Annotated in this window: 18 protein-coding genes; 1 reads left to right on the top strand and 17 read right to left on the bottom strand. The window is 71.8% G+C overall.

The window, feature by feature from the left end:
• Positions 1-13: 13 nt before the first annotated feature.
• From aroQ to HAV39_RS41265, 17 genes are all read right to left on the bottom strand, one after another.
• A complete protein-coding gene (gene aroQ / locus HAV39_RS41345; protein WP_191844536.1) occupies positions 14-448 on the bottom strand; it encodes a type II 3-dehydroquinate dehydratase in 435 nt (144 codons plus the stop codon).
• Positions 449-459: 11 nt separating this feature from the next.
• Positions 460-1,536, bottom strand: coding sequence for a 3-dehydroquinate synthase (gene aroB, locus HAV39_RS41340; protein ID WP_191844535.1), 1,077 nt, complete (start codon positions 1,534-1,536; stop codon positions 460-462).
• 1 nt (position 1,537) lies between these two features.
• The gene (locus tag HAV39_RS41335; RefSeq protein WP_239120691.1) at positions 1,538-2,044 is read right to left on the bottom strand and encodes a shikimate kinase; all 507 of its coding nucleotides are present in this window, start codon (positions 2,042-2,044) and stop codon (positions 1,538-1,540) included.
• 47 nt (positions 2,045-2,091) lie between these two features.
• Positions 2,092-3,270: a chorismate synthase gene (aroC, locus tag HAV39_RS41330; protein ID WP_191844534.1), complete on the bottom strand. Its 1,179-nt coding sequence runs from the start codon at positions 3,268-3,270 to the stop codon at positions 2,092-2,094.
• Between the two features lie 109 nt (positions 3,271-3,379).
• Entirely contained in the window at positions 3,380-5,461 is a 2,082-nt protein-coding gene (locus tag HAV39_RS41325; RefSeq protein WP_191844533.1) for a PQQ-dependent sugar dehydrogenase, read from the bottom strand.
• Between the two features lie 144 nt (positions 5,462-5,605).
• Entirely contained in the window at positions 5,606-6,724 is a 1,119-nt protein-coding gene (locus HAV39_RS41320; RefSeq protein WP_191844532.1) for a glycerophosphodiester phosphodiesterase, read from the bottom strand.
• 118 nt (positions 6,725-6,842) lie between these two features.
• Positions 6,843-8,057 carry an endolytic transglycosylase MltG gene (gene mltG / locus HAV39_RS41315; RefSeq protein WP_191844531.1) on the bottom strand — a complete coding sequence of 405 codons (1,215 nt, stop codon included), beginning with the start codon at positions 8,055-8,057 and terminating at the stop codon, positions 6,843-6,845.
• A 37-nt stretch (positions 8,058-8,094) separates the two neighbouring features.
• Entirely contained in the window at positions 8,095-8,901 is an 807-nt protein-coding gene (locus HAV39_RS41310) for a shikimate dehydrogenase (RefSeq protein WP_191844530.1), read from the bottom strand.
• Positions 8,901-10,157, bottom strand: a complete 1,257-nt coding sequence (mltG, locus tag HAV39_RS41305; RefSeq protein ID WP_191844529.1) for an endolytic transglycosylase MltG — start codon at positions 10,155-10,157, stop codon at positions 8,901-8,903. Before mltG (HAV39_RS41305) ends, HAV39_RS41310 begins: the two co-directional genes overlap by 1 nt.
• A 133-nt stretch (positions 10,158-10,290) precedes the next feature.
• Positions 10,291-11,514 carry an endolytic transglycosylase MltG gene (gene mltG / locus HAV39_RS41300; protein WP_191844528.1) on the bottom strand — a complete coding sequence of 408 codons (1,224 nt, stop codon included), beginning with the start codon at positions 11,512-11,514 and terminating at the stop codon, positions 10,291-10,293.
• A complete protein-coding gene (gene ruvX / locus HAV39_RS41295; protein WP_191844527.1) occupies positions 11,511-11,969 on the bottom strand; it encodes a Holliday junction resolvase RuvX in 459 nt (152 codons plus the stop codon). Before ruvX ends, mltG (HAV39_RS41300) begins: the two co-directional genes overlap by 4 nt.
• 83 nt (positions 11,970-12,052) lie before the next feature.
• Entirely contained in the window at positions 12,053-14,731 is a 2,679-nt protein-coding gene (gene alaS, locus HAV39_RS41290) for an alanine--tRNA ligase (RefSeq protein WP_191844526.1), read from the bottom strand.
• Positions 14,728-15,045, bottom strand: coding sequence for a hypothetical protein (locus HAV39_RS41285; protein WP_191844525.1), 318 nt, complete (start codon positions 15,043-15,045; stop codon positions 14,728-14,730). Before HAV39_RS41285 ends, alaS begins: the two co-directional genes overlap by 4 nt.
• 3 nt (positions 15,046-15,048) lie before the next feature.
• Positions 15,049-15,501 carry a DUF948 domain-containing protein gene (locus HAV39_RS41280; protein WP_155389947.1) on the bottom strand — a complete coding sequence of 151 codons (453 nt, stop codon included), beginning with the start codon at positions 15,499-15,501 and terminating at the stop codon, positions 15,049-15,051.
• Positions 15,502-15,581: 80 nt separating this feature from the next.
• A complete protein-coding gene (locus tag HAV39_RS41275; RefSeq protein WP_191844524.1) occupies positions 15,582-17,678 on the bottom strand; it encodes a hypothetical protein in 2,097 nt (698 codons plus the stop codon).
• Complete coding sequence (locus HAV39_RS41270; RefSeq protein ID WP_191844523.1) at positions 17,678-17,902, bottom strand: hypothetical protein; 225 nt, start codon at positions 17,900-17,902, stop codon at positions 17,678-17,680. Before HAV39_RS41270 ends, HAV39_RS41275 begins: the two co-directional genes overlap by 1 nt.
• Positions 17,899-19,302, bottom strand: coding sequence for a replication-associated recombination protein A (locus tag HAV39_RS41265; RefSeq protein WP_191844522.1), 1,404 nt, complete (start codon positions 19,300-19,302; stop codon positions 17,899-17,901). The genes HAV39_RS41270 and HAV39_RS41265 overlap by 4 nt, the downstream gene beginning before the upstream one ends.
• 74 nt (positions 19,303-19,376) lie before the next feature.
• Between HAV39_RS41265 and HAV39_RS41260 the strand changes: the two genes are divergently transcribed.
• The gene (locus HAV39_RS41260) at positions 19,377-20,111 is read left to right on the top strand and encodes a GNAT family N-acetyltransferase (RefSeq protein ID WP_191844521.1); all 735 of its coding nucleotides are present in this window, start codon (positions 19,377-19,379) and stop codon (positions 20,109-20,111) included.
• Positions 20,112-20,141: the final 30 nt, after the last annotated feature.

Here is a 20,141-nt window from a genome sequence, read left to right as displayed (position 1 = left end):
GGGGGGTGGGGGGTCAGTCGGTGAGGCGGTGGAAGAGGTGTTCCAGGGCTAGGCGGTAGCCGTCGGTGCCCAGGCCGGCGATGACGCCGGTGGCGACGGCGGAGACGACCGAGTGGTGGCGGAACTCCTCGCGGGTGTGGATGTTCGAGATGTGCACCTCGATGAGGGGGGCGTTGAGCATGGCGCAGGCGTCGCGGACGGCGTAGGAGTAGTGGCTCCAGGCGCCGGGGTTGAGGACGACCGCGGCGTGTTCGTCGGCGGCCTGGTGCAGCCAGCCGACCAGCTCGCCCTCCAGGTCGGTCTGGCGGCACTCCACGTCCAGGCCGAGCAGCGCGCCCGTCTTCTCGCACAGCTCCACCAGCGACGCGTACGTGGTGACGCCGTACACGTCGACCTGGCGGGTGCCGAGCCGGCCGAGGTTGACCCCGTTGAGCACGTACACCTTCATGGCGGTCTCCTTCAGGAGGCGATGTCCCGGTAGGCCTGCGCGAGCAGCGCCTCGTCGTCGATCGGCACGGTGACCGGCCGGGCGATGCCGTCCAGCAGCACGAAGCGCAGCGCCCTGCCGCGGGCCTTCTTGTCCACCGACATGGTGGCGCGCAGGTCGTCCCAGGCGTCGGCGGGATAGGACACCGGCAGGCCGAGCGAGCGCAGGATGTCGGCGTGGCGGGCGGCGGAGGCCTCGTCGAGGCGGCCGGTGAGCACGCCCAGGCGGGCGGCGTACACCAGGCCGACGCTCACCGCGTGCCCGTGCGACCAGCGGTACTGCTCGCGCCGCTCGATGGCGTGGCCGAGGGTGTGGCCGTAGTTGAGGATCTCGCGCAGCCCGGACTCGCGCAGGTCCTCGCCGACCACGTGGGCCTTCACCGCGATCTTGCGCTCGATCAGCTCGCGCAGCACCGGACCGGCCGGGTCGACGGCCGCCGCCGGGTCGGCTTCGACCAGGTCGAGGATCACCGGGTCGGCGATGAAGCCGCCCTTGACCACCTCGGCCATGCCGGCCAGCAGCTGCGCGGTCGGCAGGGTGGCCAGCGCCTCGGTGGCGCACAGCACCCCGGCGGGCGGGTAGAACGCGCCGACCAGGTTCTTGCCCGCGGCGGTGTTGACCCCGGTCTTGCCGCCCACCGCCGCGTCGACCATGCCGTTGATGCTGGTGGAGACGGGCACCCAGCGCACCCCGCGCAGCCAGCAGGCGGCGACGAAGCCGGTCAGGTCGGTGACCGCGCCGCCGCCGACCCCGACCACCACGTCGTTGCGGGTGAACGAGGCCCGGCCCAGCTCGTCCCAGCAGCGCTCGGCGACCGCGATGGACTTGCCGGCCTCGGCGTCGGGCACCTCGATCATCACGGGCTGGATGCGCGCGTCGACCAGGTGTGCCGCGGCCTGCTCGGCGTACGCGCGCACCGGCGGCGCGTACAGCACCGCGGCCCGGTCCGCGCCCTTGACCAGAGCCGGCAGCTCGGCCAGCACGCCGGGCCCGACCAGCACGTCGTATGGCTGGTCGCCGCCCACGGCGATCCGGGTCAGCTCGGACATGTCAGCCCTTCAGCAGCTCGACGAGCTCGGCGGTGATCTCCTCCGGGGTGCGCCCGTCGGTGACCACGGTGTGCACGGCGACCTCCTGGTAGAGCGGCCGCCGCTGGTCGAGCAGGAAGCGCAGGGTGGCCCGCGGGTTGAAGTTCAGCAGCGGCCGGCCCTGGCCCAGCCCGACCCGCGACGCCGCGTCCGACAGGTCGACGCTCAGGTAGACCACGGTGTGCCCGGCCAGCAGCGCCCGGTTGTCCTCGGCGAGCACCGCGCCGCCGCCCAGCGCCAGCACGCCTTCGTGCTCGGCCAGCGCGGCCGCGACCGCGGCCGTCTCCATGGCCCGGAAGTGCGGCTCGCCCTCGTCGATGAAGATCTCCGAGATGGGCTTGCCGGCGATGGCCTCCACGTCGGCGTCGGTGTCGCGGAACGGCACCCCGTAGGACTGCGCCAGCAGGCGCCCGACGGTGGACTTGCCCGCCCCGGGCGCGCCGACCAGGACGCACAACGGCTTGCTCACGGTCTTCCCCTTCCCTGTCCGCGCCGCGGCGCGAACACGGCGGTCTCTCAGCGGATCAGCAGGTTGTCCAGGTAGCCGGCGAGGTTGCGGCGGATCTCGGTGACCGAGTCGCCGCCGAACTTCTCGGTCGCGGCCTCGGCCAGCACCAGCGCCATCATCGCCTCGGCGACGACCGCCGCCGCGGGCACCGCGCACACGTCGGAGCGCTGGTTGATGGCGGTGGCGACCTCGCCCGTGGTCACGTCCACGGTGGACAGCGCGCGGTTCAGCGACGAGATCGGCTTCATCGCGGCGCGCACCCGCAGCGGCTCGCCGGAGGTCATGCCGCCCTCCAGGCCGCCGGCCCGGTCGGTGATCCGCTTCACGCCGTCGGGCGTCGGCACGATCTCGTCGTGCGCGACCGAGCCGCGCGAGCGGGCCTGGGTGAACGCGTCGCCGATCTCCACGCCCTTGATGGCCTGGATGGACATGAGCGCGGTGGCGATGCGGGCGTCGAGCTTGCGGTCCCACTGGGTGTGCGTGCCCAGGCCCGGCGGGACGCCGTAGACGAGCACCTCGACGATGCCGCCGAGGGTGTCGGCGTCGCGCTTGGCCGCGTCGACCTCGGCCACCATGCGCTCGCTGGCCTGCGGGTCCAGGCAGCGCAGCGGGTCGGCGTCGATGCGCTCGGTGTCGCCGGGCACCGGCACCAGACCGGACTTGGCCACCACGGAGCCCAGCTCCACCACGTGGGACAGCACCTCCATGCCGAGCGCCTGCTTGATCAGAGCCTTGGCCACGGTGCCGACCGCGACGCGGGCCGCGGTCTCCCGGGCGCTGGCGCGCTCCAGGATCGGCCGGGCGTCGTCGTGGCCGTACTTCTGCATGCCCGCCAGATCCGCGTGGCCGGGGCGGGGGCGGGTCAGCGGGGCGTTGCGGGCCTGCGCGGCCAGCAGGTCCGGGTCGACCGGGTCGGCGGACATGACGGTCTGCCACTTGGGCCACTCGGAGTTGCCGACCTGGATCGCGACCGGGCTGCCCAGGGTGCGCCCGTGGCGCACGCCGCCGAGGATCGTGACCACGTCCTGCTCGAAGGCCATGCGCGCGCCGCGGCCGTAGCCGAGGCGGCGGCGGGCCAGCTCGTGGCCGATCTCGTCACTGGTGATCTCGATTCCGGCGGGCACGCCGTCGAGCACGGCGACCAGCGCCTGCCCGTGCGACTCCCCTGCGGTCAGCCAACGCAACACGATCACCAGTCTGTCACGGCGCACCGGCCGCCCGCCCGGCACGCCCCGCCGGTGTCACCAGACGGGACGCAGGTCACGTGAGCTGCGTCCCGTCCGTTCCATGCTGCGGTCACTTGAGTTTGATCGTGACCGGTTCGCTGCGGTCGCTGCCGACGCGGGCCACGATCTCGTACGGCCCGACCGCGGGCGCGGCCCCGGCGGGCACCCGGCGGCCCTTCTTCACACAGGTGTTGCTGGCCTTGCCGTTCCAGGTCACGGTGTAGGTGTGGGACTGGCCCGGCCCGAAGCGGACCACCTGGTTGCCGTGCAGCGGGCCGCAGTCGTCCGAGGACCAGACCTTCTCGCCGTCGCGCAGCAGCTGCAGTTCCTGCAGGTCTGCGCCGACGTCGCGGGTGCAGGAGCGCTTGGAGGTGTTCTGCACCTTCAGCGTGATGTTCAGCGGGCTCTTGCGTGCCACGGTCGTCTTGGCGGGCGCGGCGGTGACCTTCAGCTCGTCGTCGGTGCACAGCTTCTTGTCCACGCCGCTGGTCTTGGGCGCGGCCCCGGCCTGCTCGGCGTACCGCACCCGGTAGATCTTGGACTTGGCCGCGTACGGGCCGTCCTTGACGTCGTCGGGGTAGAGGGCGCTGAAGTACAGCCCGTCCGCGCCCGCGGCCAGCCCGGCGACGGTGGACTTGCCGTTGCCGTTGTACTCGATCAGCGTCTTGGGCCCGGTGGCCTTGCCCTTGTCGTCGAAGGCGAACATCACGATGCGCTTGCCGCGCACCTGCGGGCCGGAGGCGTAGGTGGGGCCGCTCTCGGAGATGTAGGCGTTGCCGTACACCTCCTTCGGGAAGCCCGCGCCCTGGCCGCCCTCCTCCTGCACGAAGGTGATGCCGACCGGCGCGTGCGCGACGGTCCAGTTGTAGAGCGCCTTGTTCTTCATCGCGCTGTCGCCGACGTACCAGCCGAAGTCGGTGCCCCGGGTGACACGGGCGAACCGGTCCATGGACGGGCCGTTCTCCACCGAGTAGTGCTGGCCGTCGGCGGCCCGCCACGCGCCGCCGAACGGGTTGCGGAAGCCCAGCGCGAAGATGTAGTCCTTGGCCTTGATCCCGTCCTTGGCGTCGTAGAACGGGTTGTCCTCGGGGGCGCTGCCGTCCAGGTTGACCCGCAGCACCTTACCCCGGAAGGAGTTCTTGTCCTTGGCCGTCTTGGGCTCGAAGGCGTCGGCGACGTGCACGTACAGCTTGCCGTCCGGGCCGATGGTCAGGTTGGAGATCTGGTGCGAGGCGACCATGTCCTCGCCCTTCATGTCCAGGATGGTCTTCACGCCGGTGCCGGTCATGCCGTCGTCCGAGCTGGTGATCCGGACCACCTTCGGGTAGAGCTTGCTGCCCGCCTTGTAGACCATCGAGGCGAACAGGTCGCCGGACTCCGGCTCCACCACGATGCCGCCCAGCCCCAGCTCACCGTCGCCGGGGAACTTGTCGGTCGGGTCGAAGTTCAACAGATTCTTGGCGTACGTCGCGACGCTGAAGTCACCGCGCACCACCTTGATCTGGCCGTAGAGCTCGTTGACGTAGAAGCGCGGGGCGTCCGGGGCGTTCGGGTGGGCCGCCGCCATCGCGATGCCCACGGGCAGCGCGAACCCGGACGCGACCTCCTCCACCACGTAGCCGTCCTGCAGCGCGCGCCACTGTGGCGCACCGGGCAGCGGCTCCAGCTGCACGTCGGTCTGGAAGGTGCGGACCGAGTACGGGCTCCACTGGGTGGCCGGGTCCGCCGAGGACGAGCGGAAGCGCGAGCGCACCTCGAAGGTGCGGCCGGGCGGCAGCTCGGCCTTGCCGGCCAGCGAGCCGCTGAACTTGCCGTTGCCCAGGTGGGTGTGCAGCCGGGCGGCGCCGTGCACGCACTCGGCGGTCCACACCCGCTCGACCGGTTCGGGGGCGGCCGACCAGATCTCCCAGTCGCTGCAGAAGTGCTCGTCGCGTACGTCCGGGTCGGCGAAGGGCTGCGCCTCCATGTGCACGTCGGCGCCGTTGAGCAGCTGCCCGTCGACGGACGGCTCGCTGATCTGCGGGGGCAGCGGCGGGATCGACGCCACGGCGGCCGGACTCGCCGGGTTCACGAACGACACCAGTCCGGCGACCACGATCACCACGATGGCGAGCGCCACCTCACCGGCCACGGCGACCCTGCGCGCGCTCATCTCGTAACTCCCGGCTGACTCGACGACGGACAACCGCGCCAGAGTATCGAGGAAAATCGGATATTAAGGACTAAACACGCTGATATCTCTAGAATGCGCACGGCCACCGTGGCGCTTCGCGGTCCGGTGGCCGTGCGCGCCGGATCAGGCCCGGTGCAGCGCGCGGGCCAGCACGCCCAGGTCCGGGTTGTCGGTGAAGAAGCCGTCCACGCCCGCGGCCAGGTATGCCGCCAGCTCGTCGAGGATCCGGCCGTACTCCGTGGGCACCGCGCCGTTGCGCAGGTTCACCGGCAGGAACTGGTTCTCCGCGCGGAAGGTGTACGGGTGCACCTTGAGGCCCTCGCGGTGCGCGTCGGCGATCAGCGACGTCGGCGCGGCCAGTGAGCCGTCGGCCGCCCGCGGGATGACCAGGCCCTTGTCCGGCCCGATCCCGTTGACCACGTCGGCCAGCCCGGACAGGCCGGCCGGGCTCAGGTACTCGGCGTACGAACGGGGGTCGTCGAACGGGTTGCCCGCGCCGGCCAGGAACACCAGCGGCGCCTTGACCCGGTGCGCCGAGCGCAGCTCGCGCAGGTTCGCCGCCTCGAAGGACTGCACGAACACCGGCGCGTCCCGGCGGTCCAGGCCCTCCCGGCGCAGCGCCGCCACCAGCGGGCGCTCCAGCGGCAGCCCGACGTTCTGGAAGTAGGTCGGGTGCTTGGTCTCCGGGTAGACGCCGATCTCGCGGCGCAGCTCCTTGGACAGCCGCTCGCGCAGCTGCAGCACCTCGGTGAAGGTCGGCACCTCGAACAGTCCGTTGTAGACCGTGCTGCGCTGGCGCACCGCGGGCAGCCGCTCCACGGCCCGCAGCGTCTTCAACTCGGCCAGGGTGAAGTCCTCGGTGAACCAGCCGGTCACCGTCACGCCGTCGATCGTCTTGGCGACCCGGCGGCTCGCGAACTCGGGCCGCGCGGCGACGTCGGTGGTCCCCGAGATCTCGTTCTCGTGGCGTGCCACCAGCACGCCGTCGCGGGTGCTGACCAGGTCGGGCTCGATGAAGTCGGCGCCCATCCGGGCCGCCAGCTCGTAGGAGGCGAGGGTGTGCTCGGGCCGGTAGCCGCTGGCGCCCCGGTGCCCGACCACCAGCGGACGGCCCCGGTCATGGTCACGCATCGGTCCATTGTCACGGTCGTCGCCGGACGCCCACGCGGGCACGCCGATGAGCGCGGGCGTCGCCACCGCGGCGCCCAGCGCCCCGGCGAGGAAAAGGTCACGTCGGTCCATCGTCTACTCCTCCATGCACAGTTGCGTCGGGAGGAGTCCAGCGGCCGCGGGCGGCCGGTGATCGACGGTGCGGTGACATCCGGGCGAATTCACCGCGATGTCACCGCACCGGTCCCGTTCAGTCGCAGGAGTTGCGGGCCAGCACCTTGTTGCGCACCGCGGTGTCGTTGTCCTGGCAGAACTGCGCGTACGTCGAGGAGAAGGCCGAGTTGCGCTGCTTGTCGACCGCGACGAAGAAGTACCAGTCGCCCTTCGCCGGCTTGGCCGCGCCCGCCAGCGCCGCCCGCCCGGGGTTGTTGATCGGCGTGGGCAGGAACAGCACGTTGTGGTTGTACGGGTTGTTCTTGTCGTTCATCTCGGCCGAGGTCATCTGCCCCGACTCCTTGATCGGCTTGCCCTTGGTCTCGAACCAGTAGTTGATGGTCACGTCCATCTCGAGGCAGGTACACACGCCCGTTTTGGGCTTGAAGATCCGGTTGTAGGCGACCCGGGCCACCTTCGGCAGGTCGGCCAGGGTGCCCGACTCCGCCTGCGCCAGCGAGGCGATGATCAGCATCTCGTAGGGGGTCGTCTTCAGCCCTGCCCGCACGTTCTCGGCGAACTTCAGCTCGCCGGTGACGGCCAGGAAGCGCTGCACCATCAGCTCCAGCGCGGACTGCGCGGTGACGTCGGGCGGGAACTCATAGGTGTCCGGGAACAGGAAGCCCTCGATCGACTTGGTGACCTTCCTGCCGTCCCGGTCGAACCAGGACGCCGGCACCCCCAGCTTCACCGGGTCCTGGCCCGCGGCCTTGAACTCCGCCTCCGGGATGCCCAGCTTCTCGGCCAGCAGCTTGTAGATCCCGAACGAGGACCGCCCCTCGGGGATCGTGATCCCCTTGACCACCCGTCGGGCCGGATCGAGCAGCATGGTGATGGCGTCGGCCGCGCTGAGCCGCACCCGCAGCTTGTAGTGCCCCGGCTGGATCTTCGCGGCCTTCGGATTGGCCTCCCACGCGTCGAGGAAGGCCTGCTCGCTGGCGATCACGTCCTTGGCCTTGAGCAGCTTGGCCATCTGGCCGCCGGTCGCCTGCTCCGGGATCTCCAGCGTCACCTCGGCCGTGCCCGCCGTGGAGGTGTAATCCGGCGTGCTGAGGTATCCCTTGAGCTTGTCGTAGCCGAGATACAACCCGGCTCCCGCTCCGCCGAGCAGCAGCAGCGTCAGGATCACGGCCAGACCGGTGCGGCCGCGGCGGCGCTTGCGGCGCTTGCGCCGGTTCGGCCGCTGCGCCTGGCGGTGGGGCCGATGCGGCGCCTGCTCGTCGCCGAACGCGAGAAAGAACTCTTCCGTCACCGGTCTGCCTCCCCAGGGTCGCACCGACCCGGACAGGCTAGCGGCGGCGCGCGTCCCGTAGTGCCCCGCGCATCGCCTCGACGGGCGCGGCCACGCCCGTGAACTGCTCGAACTGCCCCAAAGCCTGATTCAGAAGAAGATCCAAACCGGACACGATCCGGTTTCCGGCCCGCTGCGCCGAGGCGGCCAGCGGGGTGGGCCACGGGTCGTAGAGCGCGTCGAACAGCACCGTCTTGGCCCGCCACGGCACCTGGAGGTGGTCGGCGACGCCCTTGGGCACCGTCGAGATCACCACGTCGGCGCGGGCGCACTCCTCCGCCGCCGGCCAGCCCGCGCCGGCCAGCGGCACGCCGAGCGCGTCGGCCACGGGCCGCAGCTCGTCGATCGCCTCGGCGCGGCGGGCGTACACGATCACGGAGTCGGCCCCGAGCTGCGCCGCCGCCGCCACGGCGGCCCGCGCGGTGCCGCCCGCGCCGAGCACGGCGACCCGCGACACCGCGCTGATGCCCGCCTCGCGCAGCGCCGCGACCATGCCCGGCACGTCGGTGTTGTCCGCCCGCCAGCTGCCGTCGCTCTGGTGGACCAGCGTGTTCGCGGCCCCGACAGCGGCGGCGATCGGGCTGACCGCCGTCGCGACGGCCAGCCCCACCTCCTTGAGCGGCATGGTCAGCGACAGCCCCGCCCACTCGGCGTCCAGACCCGCCACGAAGGCGGGCAGGTCGGCCTCGGCACACTCGATCGCGGTGTACGACCAGCCGGTCAGTCCCGCCGCCGCGTAGCCCGCGTTGTGCAGGACGGGCGACAGCGAGTGGCTGACCGGCTTGCCGAGGACCGCAGCATGCATCAGCAGGAGCTCCGCGGCAGCACCTTGTTCTTCACGGCCGTCTGGTTGTCCTTGCAGAACTGGGTGTGCGTCGCCGAGAAGGCCGAGTGGCCCTCCTTGTCGATGGCCACGAAGTAGATCCAGTCGCCCTTGGGCGGGTCGGCCGCCCCCGCCAGCGCCAGCTTGCCGGGGTTGTTGATCGGCGTCGGCGGCAGGCCCTTGGCGTTGCGGTTGTACGGGTTCTTCGTGTCCGTCAGCTCGGCCTGGCTCAGCTCGCTGGAGTGCACGGGCGGCTTGCCCGCGATCTCCCGCGAGTAGTTGACGGTCACGTCGAACTGCAGGCAGTGGCAGGTGCCGATCTCGGCGACGGCCTTCTCACTGAACACGCGGTTGTAGGACACCCGGGCCACCTTGCCGAGGTCGTCGGCGTTGCCCGCCTCGGCCTGGGCCAGCGATGCCACGATCAGCGCCTGATACGGCGAGATGTTCAGCGTCGCGGCCTTCTCGGCGTAGCCCATGTCCCCGGTGACCTTGATGAACCGCTCGACCATCATCGCCAGTGCCGACTTGGCGGTCACGTTCTTCGGGAACTCGTAGGTGTCCGGGAACAGGAAGCCCTCGATCGAGCGGCTCTCCTTCTTGCCGTCCTCCCGCTTGAACCACCACGCGGGCACGCCCAGCGCGATCGGGTCCTTCGCCGCGGCCTTGAAGTCGGCCTCCGGGATGCCCAGCTTCTCCGAGAGCAGCTTGTAGATCTTGAAGGTGCTCAGGCCTTCGGCGATGAGGATGCCGTTGACCATCCGGTTCTTCGTGTCGAGCAGCAGGGTGATCGCGTCGGCGGCACTGATCTGCACACGCAGCTTGTAGAGGCCGGGCTGGATCTTCTTGGCGTCGGGGTTGTTCTCCCACGCCTCGATGAACGCCTGCTCGCTCTTGATCACGTCCGCGCTCTTGAGCACCTTGGCCATGTCCAGGCCACGGGAGCCCTGCTTGATCTCCACCTCGACCTCGGCGGAGGATGCCGCGCTGGTGTAGTCGGGGGTGACCAGGAAGTTCTTGATCTTGTCGTAGCCCAGGTACGCACCGCCGGCGAGGCCGCCCAGCAGGAACAGCGTGAGGAAGAGCGCGAGGAAGGAGCGGCCGCGGCCGCGTTTCTTCTTCTTTTTCTTCTTCTTGTTGTTCGTGTTGCGGCCACGGTTGTTGTCCACCCCGTGCCGACGCCGCTGTTGGCCGCGTTCGGGGTGCTCCTCGAACGACAGGAAAAGCTCGTCAGTCATCGGTGCCCTCTCGCGTACGGGTCGCCATCGGCGGCTACGTTACACGTGAAGGGTTTTGCACACCCCCGGGCGGACGGTGGGTTTTCAGCTTCCACCCAGGATCTATCGGGCGCATTCGGACAAGACGGGCGGCTCAACAAGAGCTCTGCTTGAGCACCTTGTTCTTCACGGCCATCTCGTTGTCCTGGCAGAACTCCTCGAAAGTCTCCGAGAAGGCCGAGTGGCCCTGCTTGTCGGTCGCCACGAAGTAGTACCAGTCACCCTTCGGCGGCTCCATCGCGCCTTCCAGCGCGGCCTTGCCCGGGTTGTTGATCGGGGTGGGGATCATCCCCTCGGCGTTGCGGCCGTAGGGGTTCTTCGGGTCGGTCAGCTCGTCGTGGGACAGCCCGCTGGACGGCTTGGGGTCCTTGCCGGCCAGCTCCCGCGAGTAGTTCACGGTCACGTCGAACTGGAAGCAGGCACAGGTCAGGTCCGGGATCCGCTTGTAGACCCGGTTGTAGGCGACCCGGGCCACCTTGCCGAAGTCGTCGGCGTTGCCCGCCTCGGCCTGGGCGAGGGAGGCCACGATCAGCGCCTCGTACGGCGCGATCCCGCCGAGCTGCGCCGGGACCGTCTCCGCGAAGCTCATGCTGCCGGTGACCGTGAGGAAGCGGTTGACCATGACCCGCAGGATGCCGTCCGCGGTGGCGTTCGGGGCGAACTCGTAGGTGTCGGGGAACAGGAAGCCCTCGACCGACCGCGCGACCTTCTTGTCGTCGGTCCGGTTGAACCACCAGTCGGGCACCCCGAGCGCGATCGGGTCCTCGGCGGCGGCCTTGAAGTCGGCCTCGGGGATTCCCGTCTTGGACGCCAGCAGCTTGAACACCCGGAACGAGCTCAGCCCCTCCGGGATGGTGATCCCGTTGACGATCCGGTTCTTCAGGTCCAGCAGGCGCAGCACCGCGTCCTTCGCGCTCATGTGGGTGCGCATCTTGTAGAAGCCCGGCTGGATGCGCAGCGCGTCCGGGTTGCGCTCACCCGCCTCGATGAAGGCCTTCTCGCTGGCGATGACGCCGGCCGCCTTCAGGGTGCGGGCGATCTGGGCCTGGGTGTCCCCGCTCTTGATCTCGATCTGCACCTCGTGGCCGTCGGCGGAGGTGGCCCAGTCGGGCGTGCCGAGCGCCCCGCTGATCTTCTGGTAAACCACCACGGCGCCGATGCCCAGCGCCCCGAGCAGCACCAGGGCCAGGCCCATGGCGAGCATGGACCGCAGCCAGCTGAACCGCCTCCGCTGACGACTGGCCTCGCCCGGCGGCAACTCCTGCCGGGGATCTTCGTCGTGGTCGTCGTCGAAAGCACGGTCCAGTTCGTCGATCATCCTGCTCGCCTTCGCTGCGCGTCGAGCCAACCCTGCAGGATCTCCACCGCAGCCGCCTGGTCGACGACGGCACGCTGCCGCTTGCCCCGGACACCGCGGTCGGAGAGCCGCCGGGTGGCCGTGACGGTGGACATCCTCTCGTCAGCGAGCACCACCGGCACCGGCGCGATCAGACCCGCCAGGGCGTCGGCGTATGCCCTCACGTGCTTGGCGGCCGGCCCCTCGACCCCGGCGAGGTTGATGGGCAGGCCCACCACCACCTCCACCGTGCCATGGTCCGCCACCAGGCGCGCGATCTCCACCATATCAGCCGAAATGTCAGAATCATCCGGTTTGGCCTGGCGTGCCACGGTGACCAGCGGGGTTGCCAAGATCCCGTCCGGATCGCACACCGCCACCCCGATCCGCACCGTGCCCACGTCGACACCCAGCCGCACCCCACGGGTCCACGCCATGACTTTTCCCTCCACACGAAAAGACCGGAGCTCCGCCCACTGCCGCGAACGCAGCGGGCGGAGCTCCGGAGGAACAGCTCGGATCAGCGGCTCTGCACCGCGTTCTGCACCGCGGCCAGCAGGTGCGGAGCCTGGTCGGCGGGCACGCCGCCGCCCTGCGCCAGGTCGGCGTTGCCGCCGCCCCGGCCCGACAGCGCACCCTTGACCAGGTCCTGCGCGGACACGCCGCGGGACTTGGCCGCCTCGTTGACCGCCACGATCAGCGACGCCTTGCCGTTGGCCCGCGACGCCACCGCGACCACCGCGGGACGATCCGCCGGGAACCGGCCGCGCACCTCCTGCGCCAGCGTGCGCACGTCGTTGACCGCCGCGCCCTCCGGCGCCTCGGTGCCCACGTACGCCACGCCGCCCAGGTCGAGCGCGCCCTCGGCCAGCGCCGCCGCCCCGCCGAGCACCAGCTGCGCGCGCATCTTCTCCAGCTCGCGCTCCGCGTCGCGCAACTGCGCCACGGTCTGCTCGACCCGGTCGGCGACCTGCTCGCTGGGCACCCGGTACAGCTCGGCCAGGCGCGACACCAGCAGGTGCTCCTTGGCGAGGTGCCGGAACGCGTCCATGCCGACCAGCGCGTCGACCCGGCGCACCCCGGAGCCGATCGACGCCTCCGACAGGATCTTCACCAGGCCCAGCTGGCCCGAGCGGGCCGCGTGGGTGCCACCGCACAGCTCGCGGGCGTACTCGCCGACCTCGACGACGCGCACGTACTCGCCGTACTTCTCGCCGAACAGCGCCATCGCGCCCAGCCGCTTGGCCTCGGCCTGCGAGGTGACGAACGCGCGCACCTCCAGGTCGCTCATCAGCACCTCGTTGACCTGCTGCTCGACGTCGTGCAGCACGCTGGCCGGCACCGCGCCGGGGGTGTTGAAGTCGAACCGCAGCCGGCCCGGTGCGTTCAGCGAACCCGCCTGGGTCGCCGACTCGCCGAGGAAGTTGCGCATCGTCTGGTGCACCAGGTGGGTCGCGGTGTGCGCGCGGGAGATCGCCCGCCGACGCTCCACGTCGATCTGCGCGTAGCCGGCCTCGCCGGAGCGGACCTCGCCCTCGACGACCCGCGCCTTGTGCACGATCAGGCCCGGCAGCGGCTGCTGCACGTCGAGCACCTCGACCTTGCCGCCGCCGACCGTGATCAGGCCCAGGTCGGGCAGCTGGCCGCCGCCCTCGGCGTAGAACGGCGTGACGTCGAGCACGACCTCGACCAGCTCGCCCTCGCTCGCCGAGGTGATCAGGCCCTCGCCGCCGATCAGCGCGCGCACCTTCGACTCGCGCGACACCTCGGCGTAGCCGGTGAACTCCACCGCGCCGCCCGCGTCCAGCGCGCCCCGGTACGCCGACAGGTCGGCGTGGCCGGTCTTGCGCGCCTGCGCGTCAGCCTTGGCCCGCTTGCGCTGCTCGGTCATGAGCCGCTTGAACCCGTCGGTGTCCACCGACAGGCCCTGCTCGGCCGCGATCTCCAGGGTCAGGTCGATCGGGAAGCCGTAGGTGTCGTGCAGCTGGAACGCCTTGTCGCCGGCGAGGGTCTTGCCACCGGCCTTCTTCGTGTCGGCGACCGCCACGTCCAGGATCGTCGTGCCCGCGCGCAGCGTGCTGCGGAACGCCTCCTCCTCGGCGTACGCGTACTGCGAGATGCGGCCGAAGTCCGTCGCGATCTCCGGGTACGACGGCGACATGCTGTCGCGCGCCACCGGCAGCAGCTCCGGCAGCGCCGGGTCCTCGTAGCCGAGCAGGCGCATCGCCCGGATCGCCCGGCGCATGATGCGGCGCAGCACGTAGCCGCGGCCCTCGTTGGACGGGGTCACGCCGTCGCCGATCAGCATCAGCGAGGTGCGCACGTGGTCGGCGATGACGCGCAGCCGCACGTCGTCGGGGTGCGACTCGGCCGCCGTGGTGGTGTGGCTGACGTTGTAGCGCTTGCCGGTCAGCTCGCACGCCTTGTCGATCAGCGGGCGGACCTCGTCGATCTCGTAGAGGTTGTCCACCCCCTGCATGATCGAGGCCATCCGCTCCAGGCCCATGCCGGTGTCGATGTTCTGCGCCGGCAGGTCGCCCAGGATCGGGTAGTTCTCCTTGTCGGTGCCCGGACCCCGCTCGTACTGCATGAAGACGTTGTTCCAGACCTCCATGTAGCGGTCCTCGTCGACCTCCGGACCGCCCTCGCGGCCGTAGGCCGGGCCGCGGTCGATGTAGATCTCCGAACACGGGCCGCACGGCCCCGGGATGCCCATGGACCAGAAGTTGTCCGCCTTGCCGCGGCGCACGATGCGCTCCGCCGGCAGGCCCACCGCGCGCCAGTAGCCGATCGACTCGTCGTCGTCGAGATACACCGTCGCCCAGATCTTGCTCTGGTCGATGCCGAACCCGCCCGCCTCGAGCGGCTTGGTCATCAGGTCCCAGGAGAGGCGGATCGCCTCCTCCTTGAAGTAGTCACCGAAGGAGAAATTTCCGTTCATCTGAAAGAACGTGCCGTGCCGGGAGGTCTTGCCGACCTCGTCGATGTCCGGCGTCCGGATGCACTTCTGCACGCTGACCGCCCGCCGGAACGGCGGGGTCTGCTGGCCCAGGAAGTAGGGCACGAACTGCACCATGCCGGCATTGACGAACAGCAGGTTCGGATCGTCGATGGCCGGCAGTGGAGCGCTCGGAACCACGGTGTGCCCGTTGGCCTCGAAGTGCGCCAGGAACCGGCGCTTGACTTCCGCGGTCCTCATCGCTGCTGCTCACCTTCCTGCTGCTGCTTGAACTGATAGAACTTGCTGCCGACCCCGTGGGCCCACGGCAGGTCGACGGGCTCGATCGAGACACCGTCCTCGAACGCCGCCAGGAGCTCGTCCTCGCGCTCGGTCATGCCGTCGCGGACGTCATCCATAAAACTACGCATGGAGCCAGCGGCGTGACCAATGGATTCCTGGGCGGTCCCGGCCAGCCCGGCCGGGGTGAACTTGCGCGCCTGGCGGGTCACCAACCGCACCACCACGACGCCGACGCCGATGCCGACGCCGAGCCAGAGCAGCCTGCGGATCATGGCTCAGCCCCGCCGCGTGCGCTTGCGCGCCTTGAGCTCGTCACGCACCGACTTCGCCTCATCGGCTTCCTTGCGGGCCGCCGTGGCGCGCCGCACGCCGTAGGTGAACGCGGCCGCCTTCACCAGCGGGCTGGCCGCGGTCGCGGTGACCACGCTCACCAGGTTCGACACGTTGGCCGTGGTCGCCGCCAGGTGCTGGGTCATCACGTCGACCTTCGCCAGCTGCACGTTGACCCCGTCGAGCGTGACCTGGGTCTGGCCGAGCGTCGTGTTGACGTTGTCGACGGTCAGGTTCACGTTGTCCAGGATCGGCCCCGTGCGCTGGCTGACCTGCCGCAACGTCACCGTGGCGGCGTCGACGGTGTGCCGCAGCCGCAGGATCGGCACGGCAAGCACCAGCACCAGCATCGCGAACGCACCCGCCGCGATCAGCGCCGCGATCTCGCCTCCAGACATGCCACATCCTCCGCACGTCGCACTTTGTCCTGACGTGCAGACCCTACCGCCCGCCGCGACGGCGCTCGCAGCAGCCGGGCTCAGCTCGCCGACGGTGTCGGGGCAGGACTCTCCGCCCCGGGCTCCTCACCGGTCTCCTCGTCCGTGCCGGGGCCCTGGTCACCGTTCGGGTCCGCGGTGAACCGGATGCGGTCGTCGGCGACCGTGTTCTGCACCTTGATGGTCACCGCGGAGCCCTTGCAGGCATCCGGGTCACCCGCGGGCGCGGCCGACGGGTCCGCGCTGGGCTCGGCCTCCGGCTCGTCGCTCGGGCCGATGGTCGGCCGGTTGCGCAGCAGGTTGGAGCACTCGGGTGTGGTGATCGGACGAACCCACAGGTCCAGCGTGAACTCGTCGCGCCGCCAGCAGGAGTACTCGCCCTGGGTGCCCTCGTCCAGCACGCAGCTGGCCACGTCCCAGCGGGCCCAGCCGGCGTCGGTGAGCGCCGTGGTGTACGCCTGCGTGGTCTCGTCGATCCCCTTGCTGGACTCCAGCGAGCGCTCGCGGTAGCGGCAGTCGATCAGGCACCACCGGCTGCCGTAGATGTTGTCCTCGGTCTTGCCGGAGGTCACCGCCCACGACGGCACGTCCAGCGCGTCCAGGGTCGTCAGCACGGGGTCGCGGGTCGCCGCGCGCAGCACGAAGTAGAACGGCAGCGCGCCGACGATGACGGCCACCAGCGCGATCAGCGTCCACATGCGCAGCCGCTGCTGCTCGCGCAGCTGCTTGCGCACCTCCGACCGGGCGCCGCGGATCACGTCGACACTCGCGGCCAGTCCGGCCCGGCGGTCGCCGGAGGGCGGCACCACGGCGTTCGGGTCCGGTGGGCGTACGGCGATCGGTTCGGGGCGGCCCGGCGGGCGTCCACCGGCGGCGGGCCCGGGGCCCACCCCGGGACCGCCCGGCTTCGGGCCGGGTCCGGCGTGGGTGCCGGGCATCGGTCCCGCCATCGGCCCGGGGCCGGCGCTGGGCCCCGCCTGCGGCGGCATACCCCCGAGCGGGGCGGGGCCGCCCTGCGCCGGACCGGCCGGCGGGACGGGCACGCCGCCCCGGTTCGGGCGGGCCGGTGCGGGCGGCGGGGAGACCGGGCTGACGGCCGGGAAGCCCGCGCGCTGCGGCTCGGGCCGGACCGGCGGGCGCACCGCCGGCGAGCCCGGCATACCCGTCGGGGCGGCCGGCTTGCCCGGGCCCGCCGGGGGCATGGCCGGGCGGCCGCGCATGCCGTCCCCGGCCGGCGGGTTGCCGATGCGAGGCATCTCGCCGGTACGGGTGGGGTCCATCTCACGGCGGCGGACCACCGGCGGCTCGCCCCCCGGCTTGCGCAGCGGCTGGTCCGGGCGGGCCCGGCCCGGCGGTGGCTCCATCGGCGCGGGCTCGGGGCGGCCCCGGCGCGGCTCCTCGGCCTCCGGCCGCCCGGCGCGGCGGCCCGCCGGCTCGTCCGCGACGTGGCGGCGGCTGCCGGTGTCGTCGGCGGCGGCACGGCGGCCGGCCGGCTCCTCGGCGGCCCGGCGGTGACCGCCGGTGGGCTCGTCGTCGACCCGGCGGCGGCCCGCGGACGTGTCCTCACCAGCGCGGCGACGGCCCGCCGCGGTGTCCTCGTCGGCGCGGCGGCGGCCCGCGGGGTCCTCGTCGGCGCGGCGGCGACCGGTCAGCGTGTCCTCGCCGGCAGCACGGCGGCCGGCCGGCTCCTCGGCGGCGGCACGGCGGCCGGCCGGCTCCTCGGCAGTCCGGCGGCCGGCGGGCTCACCGTCGGCCCGGCGGCGGCCCGCGGGCGGCTCCTCCGGGGTGCGCCTGCGGCCGCCCTGGGTGTCCTCACCGGCACGGCGGGCACCGCCCGCCGTGTCCTCGTCACGGCGGCGCGCCGGGGCCTCGCCACCGCGCGGGCGGCGGGCGGCGTCCGCCGGAGCAGCGGGGGCGCCCGGGGCACGGCCCGCCGGCGCGTCGTCGCTCAGCGCGCTCAGCTTGTCCCAGCGGCTGCTGCCGCCGTCGGTGAAGTCGCTGTCGTCGAACTGGTCCTTGGCCTGCTTCGCGCCGCGCAGGTCGTCGAGCCAGCCGGTCTCCTCCTGCGGGACCTCCTCGCCCTCACCGCCGCGGCCCTTCTTCCGGCCCCGTCCGTCGGTCGCGTCGGCCCTGCTCATCAGTTCTCCTCGCTTCGCTCGTCGGCCTGATGAGCCAACCTGAGCCGCTGGGCTCGTTCGCTGCGCTCACCCACCGAGTTCTCCTCGCTTCGCTCGCCGGCCTGATGAGCCAACCTGAGCCGCTGGGCTCGTTCGCTGCGCTCACCCACCGAGTTCTCCTCGCTTCGCTCGTCGGCCTGCTGAGCCGCACTGAGCCCCATAGTTCGCTCACTGCGTTCGCTCACGGCTTCTCCTCGCTGCGTCCGGTGTTGCCCGTGCCCCGGACCACGGCGCGCAGTTTCGGCAGGCGTTCGGCGATGTGCCGTTCGCCACCGTGTCCGGTGGGACGGTAGTAGTCCACGCCCACGAGATCGTCGGGTGGGTACTGCTGACCCACCACACCTCGGGCGTCGTCGTGCGGGTAGCGGTAGCCGATGCCGTGGCCCAGGCCCTTCGAGCCCGCGTAGTGCGCGTCGCGCAGGTGCGGGGGGACCGAGCCGGCCTTGCCGGCCCGCACGTCGGCGATCGCCGCGAAGATGGCCGTGGTGACCGCGTTGGACTTGGGCGCGGTGGCCAGGTGCGCCACCGCCTGCGCCAGGTTCAGCTGCGCCTCGGGCAGGCCGACGTGCTGCACGGCGTACGAGGCGTTCACGGCCGCGGTCAGCGCCGTCGGATCGGCCAGGCCGACGTCCTCGCTCGCGAAGATGATCAGGCGGCGGGCGATGAAGCGCGGATCCTCCCCCGCGGTCAGCATCCGGGCCAGGTAGTGCATCGCCGCGTCCACGTCCGAACCGCGCATGCTCTTGATGAACGCGCTGATCACGTCGTAGTGGGCGTCGCCCGCGCGGTCGTAGCGCAGCGCGGCGACGTCGACCGCGCGCTCGGCGGTGGCCACGTCGATCTCGGGCACGCCGTCGCCGTCGTGGATCGCGAGCGCGGAGCCGGCCGCGGCCTCCAGCGCGGTGAGCGCCTTGCGCACGTCGCCGCCGGCCAGCCGGACCAGGTGGTCCTCGGCCTCGGCGGCGATGGTGACCGTGCCGCCCAGGCCGCGCGGGTCGGCCAGTGCGCGGCGCACCAGGCCCCGCACCGCGTCGTCGTCCAGCGGCTTGAGCGTCAGCAGCACGCAGCGCGACAGCAGCGGCGAGATGATCGAGAAGTACGGGTTCTCCGTGGTCGCCGCGAGCAGCGTCACCGTCCGGTCCTCCACCGCGGCCAGCAGCGAGTCCTGCTGGGTCTTGGTGAACCGGTGCACCTCGTCGATGAACAGCACGGTGGGCGCGCCGCCGGCCCGGCGGCGCCGACGCGCGGTGTCGATGACCTCGCGCACCTCCTTGACCCCGGCGGTCAGCGCGGACATCGCCACGAAGTGCCGGTCGTCGGCTTCGGCGACGAGGTGCGCGATGGTGGTCTTGCCGCAGCCGGGCGGCCCCCACAGGATCACCGACATCGGCGCGCCGCCCGCGACCAGGCGGCGCAGCGGCGCGCCGGGAGCCAGCAGGTGGTCCTGGCCGACGAGTTCGTCGATGCCGGACGGGCGCAGCCGGACGGCCAGCGGGGCGTCCGGCGACGGCGCCTCGAACCCCGGCGAGCTGATCGACCGATCAGCCGTCGTGGGCTCCAGGGAGAAGAGGCCGTCGGTCTGCATCACGCAGACGATACCCGGCACCGCCACGGGCCGCCTCAGCCGATCTTCGCCGGCCCGACCGGTAAGGTGACCTCGTGGCGATCACCCCTGACTTCATCGGACGTGACGACCTGCTCGCGAAGGTGGACGGCCATCCGTACGCGCGCCTGACCGCGGGCGGTGCGGACGTCCGGGGCTACCTGCTGGACGGCGCGTTGGCCTGGACCTCGCTCGGCCCGTGGGGGCCGGTGGCCGCCTCGCTCGGCGACGCCGCCCCGGTCGCCGCGCTGTTCGCCCGGCTCGCCGCCGAGGGCGCGCTGGCCGAGGGCTGCTGGCTCCACCTGCCTCGGCTCACCCGCGCCGAGACGGCCGCGGCGCTGCCCGCCGACGTGCACGACGACTGGGACTTCCTCTGGACCACGGCCGCGCCCGCACCGCACGCGGGTGAGGACGCCGTGGTCGCCCTGGGCGAAGCCGACCATGACGCCGTCGCCGCGGTGCTCGACGACGCGCTGCCGCACAGCACCAGCCGCCCCGGCGATCCGCGCATCCGGCAGTGGTACGGCATCCGCGAAGGCGGCCGGGTGGTGGCCGTCGCGGGCGACCGCAGCCCGAACGGCGTCGGCTTCCTGGCCGGCATCGCCGTGGCGTCCGCCGCCCAGGGCCGCGGCCACGGCGCCGCCCTGACCACCGCGCTGACCCGCCGCCTGATCACCGAGTTCGGCGTCAGCTCGCTGGGCGTCATGTCCGACAACACCCGCGCCCTGGCCCTCTACCGCCGCCTCGGCTACACCGACTCGATCCCCCGCACCTCCCTCCGCCTGATCTGACCCGCTCCGCCCTGTCCCGCCCCGCCCGCC

Origin of the sequence: Catellatospora chokoriensis (genome assembly GCF_011297315.1) — a bacterium.
GTDB lineage: Bacteria > Actinomycetota > Actinomycetes > Mycobacteriales > Micromonosporaceae > Catellatospora > Catellatospora citrea.
The sequence above is the reverse complement of the archived record's forward strand: the minus strand, read 5'-3'. Positions and strand labels throughout refer to the sequence as shown.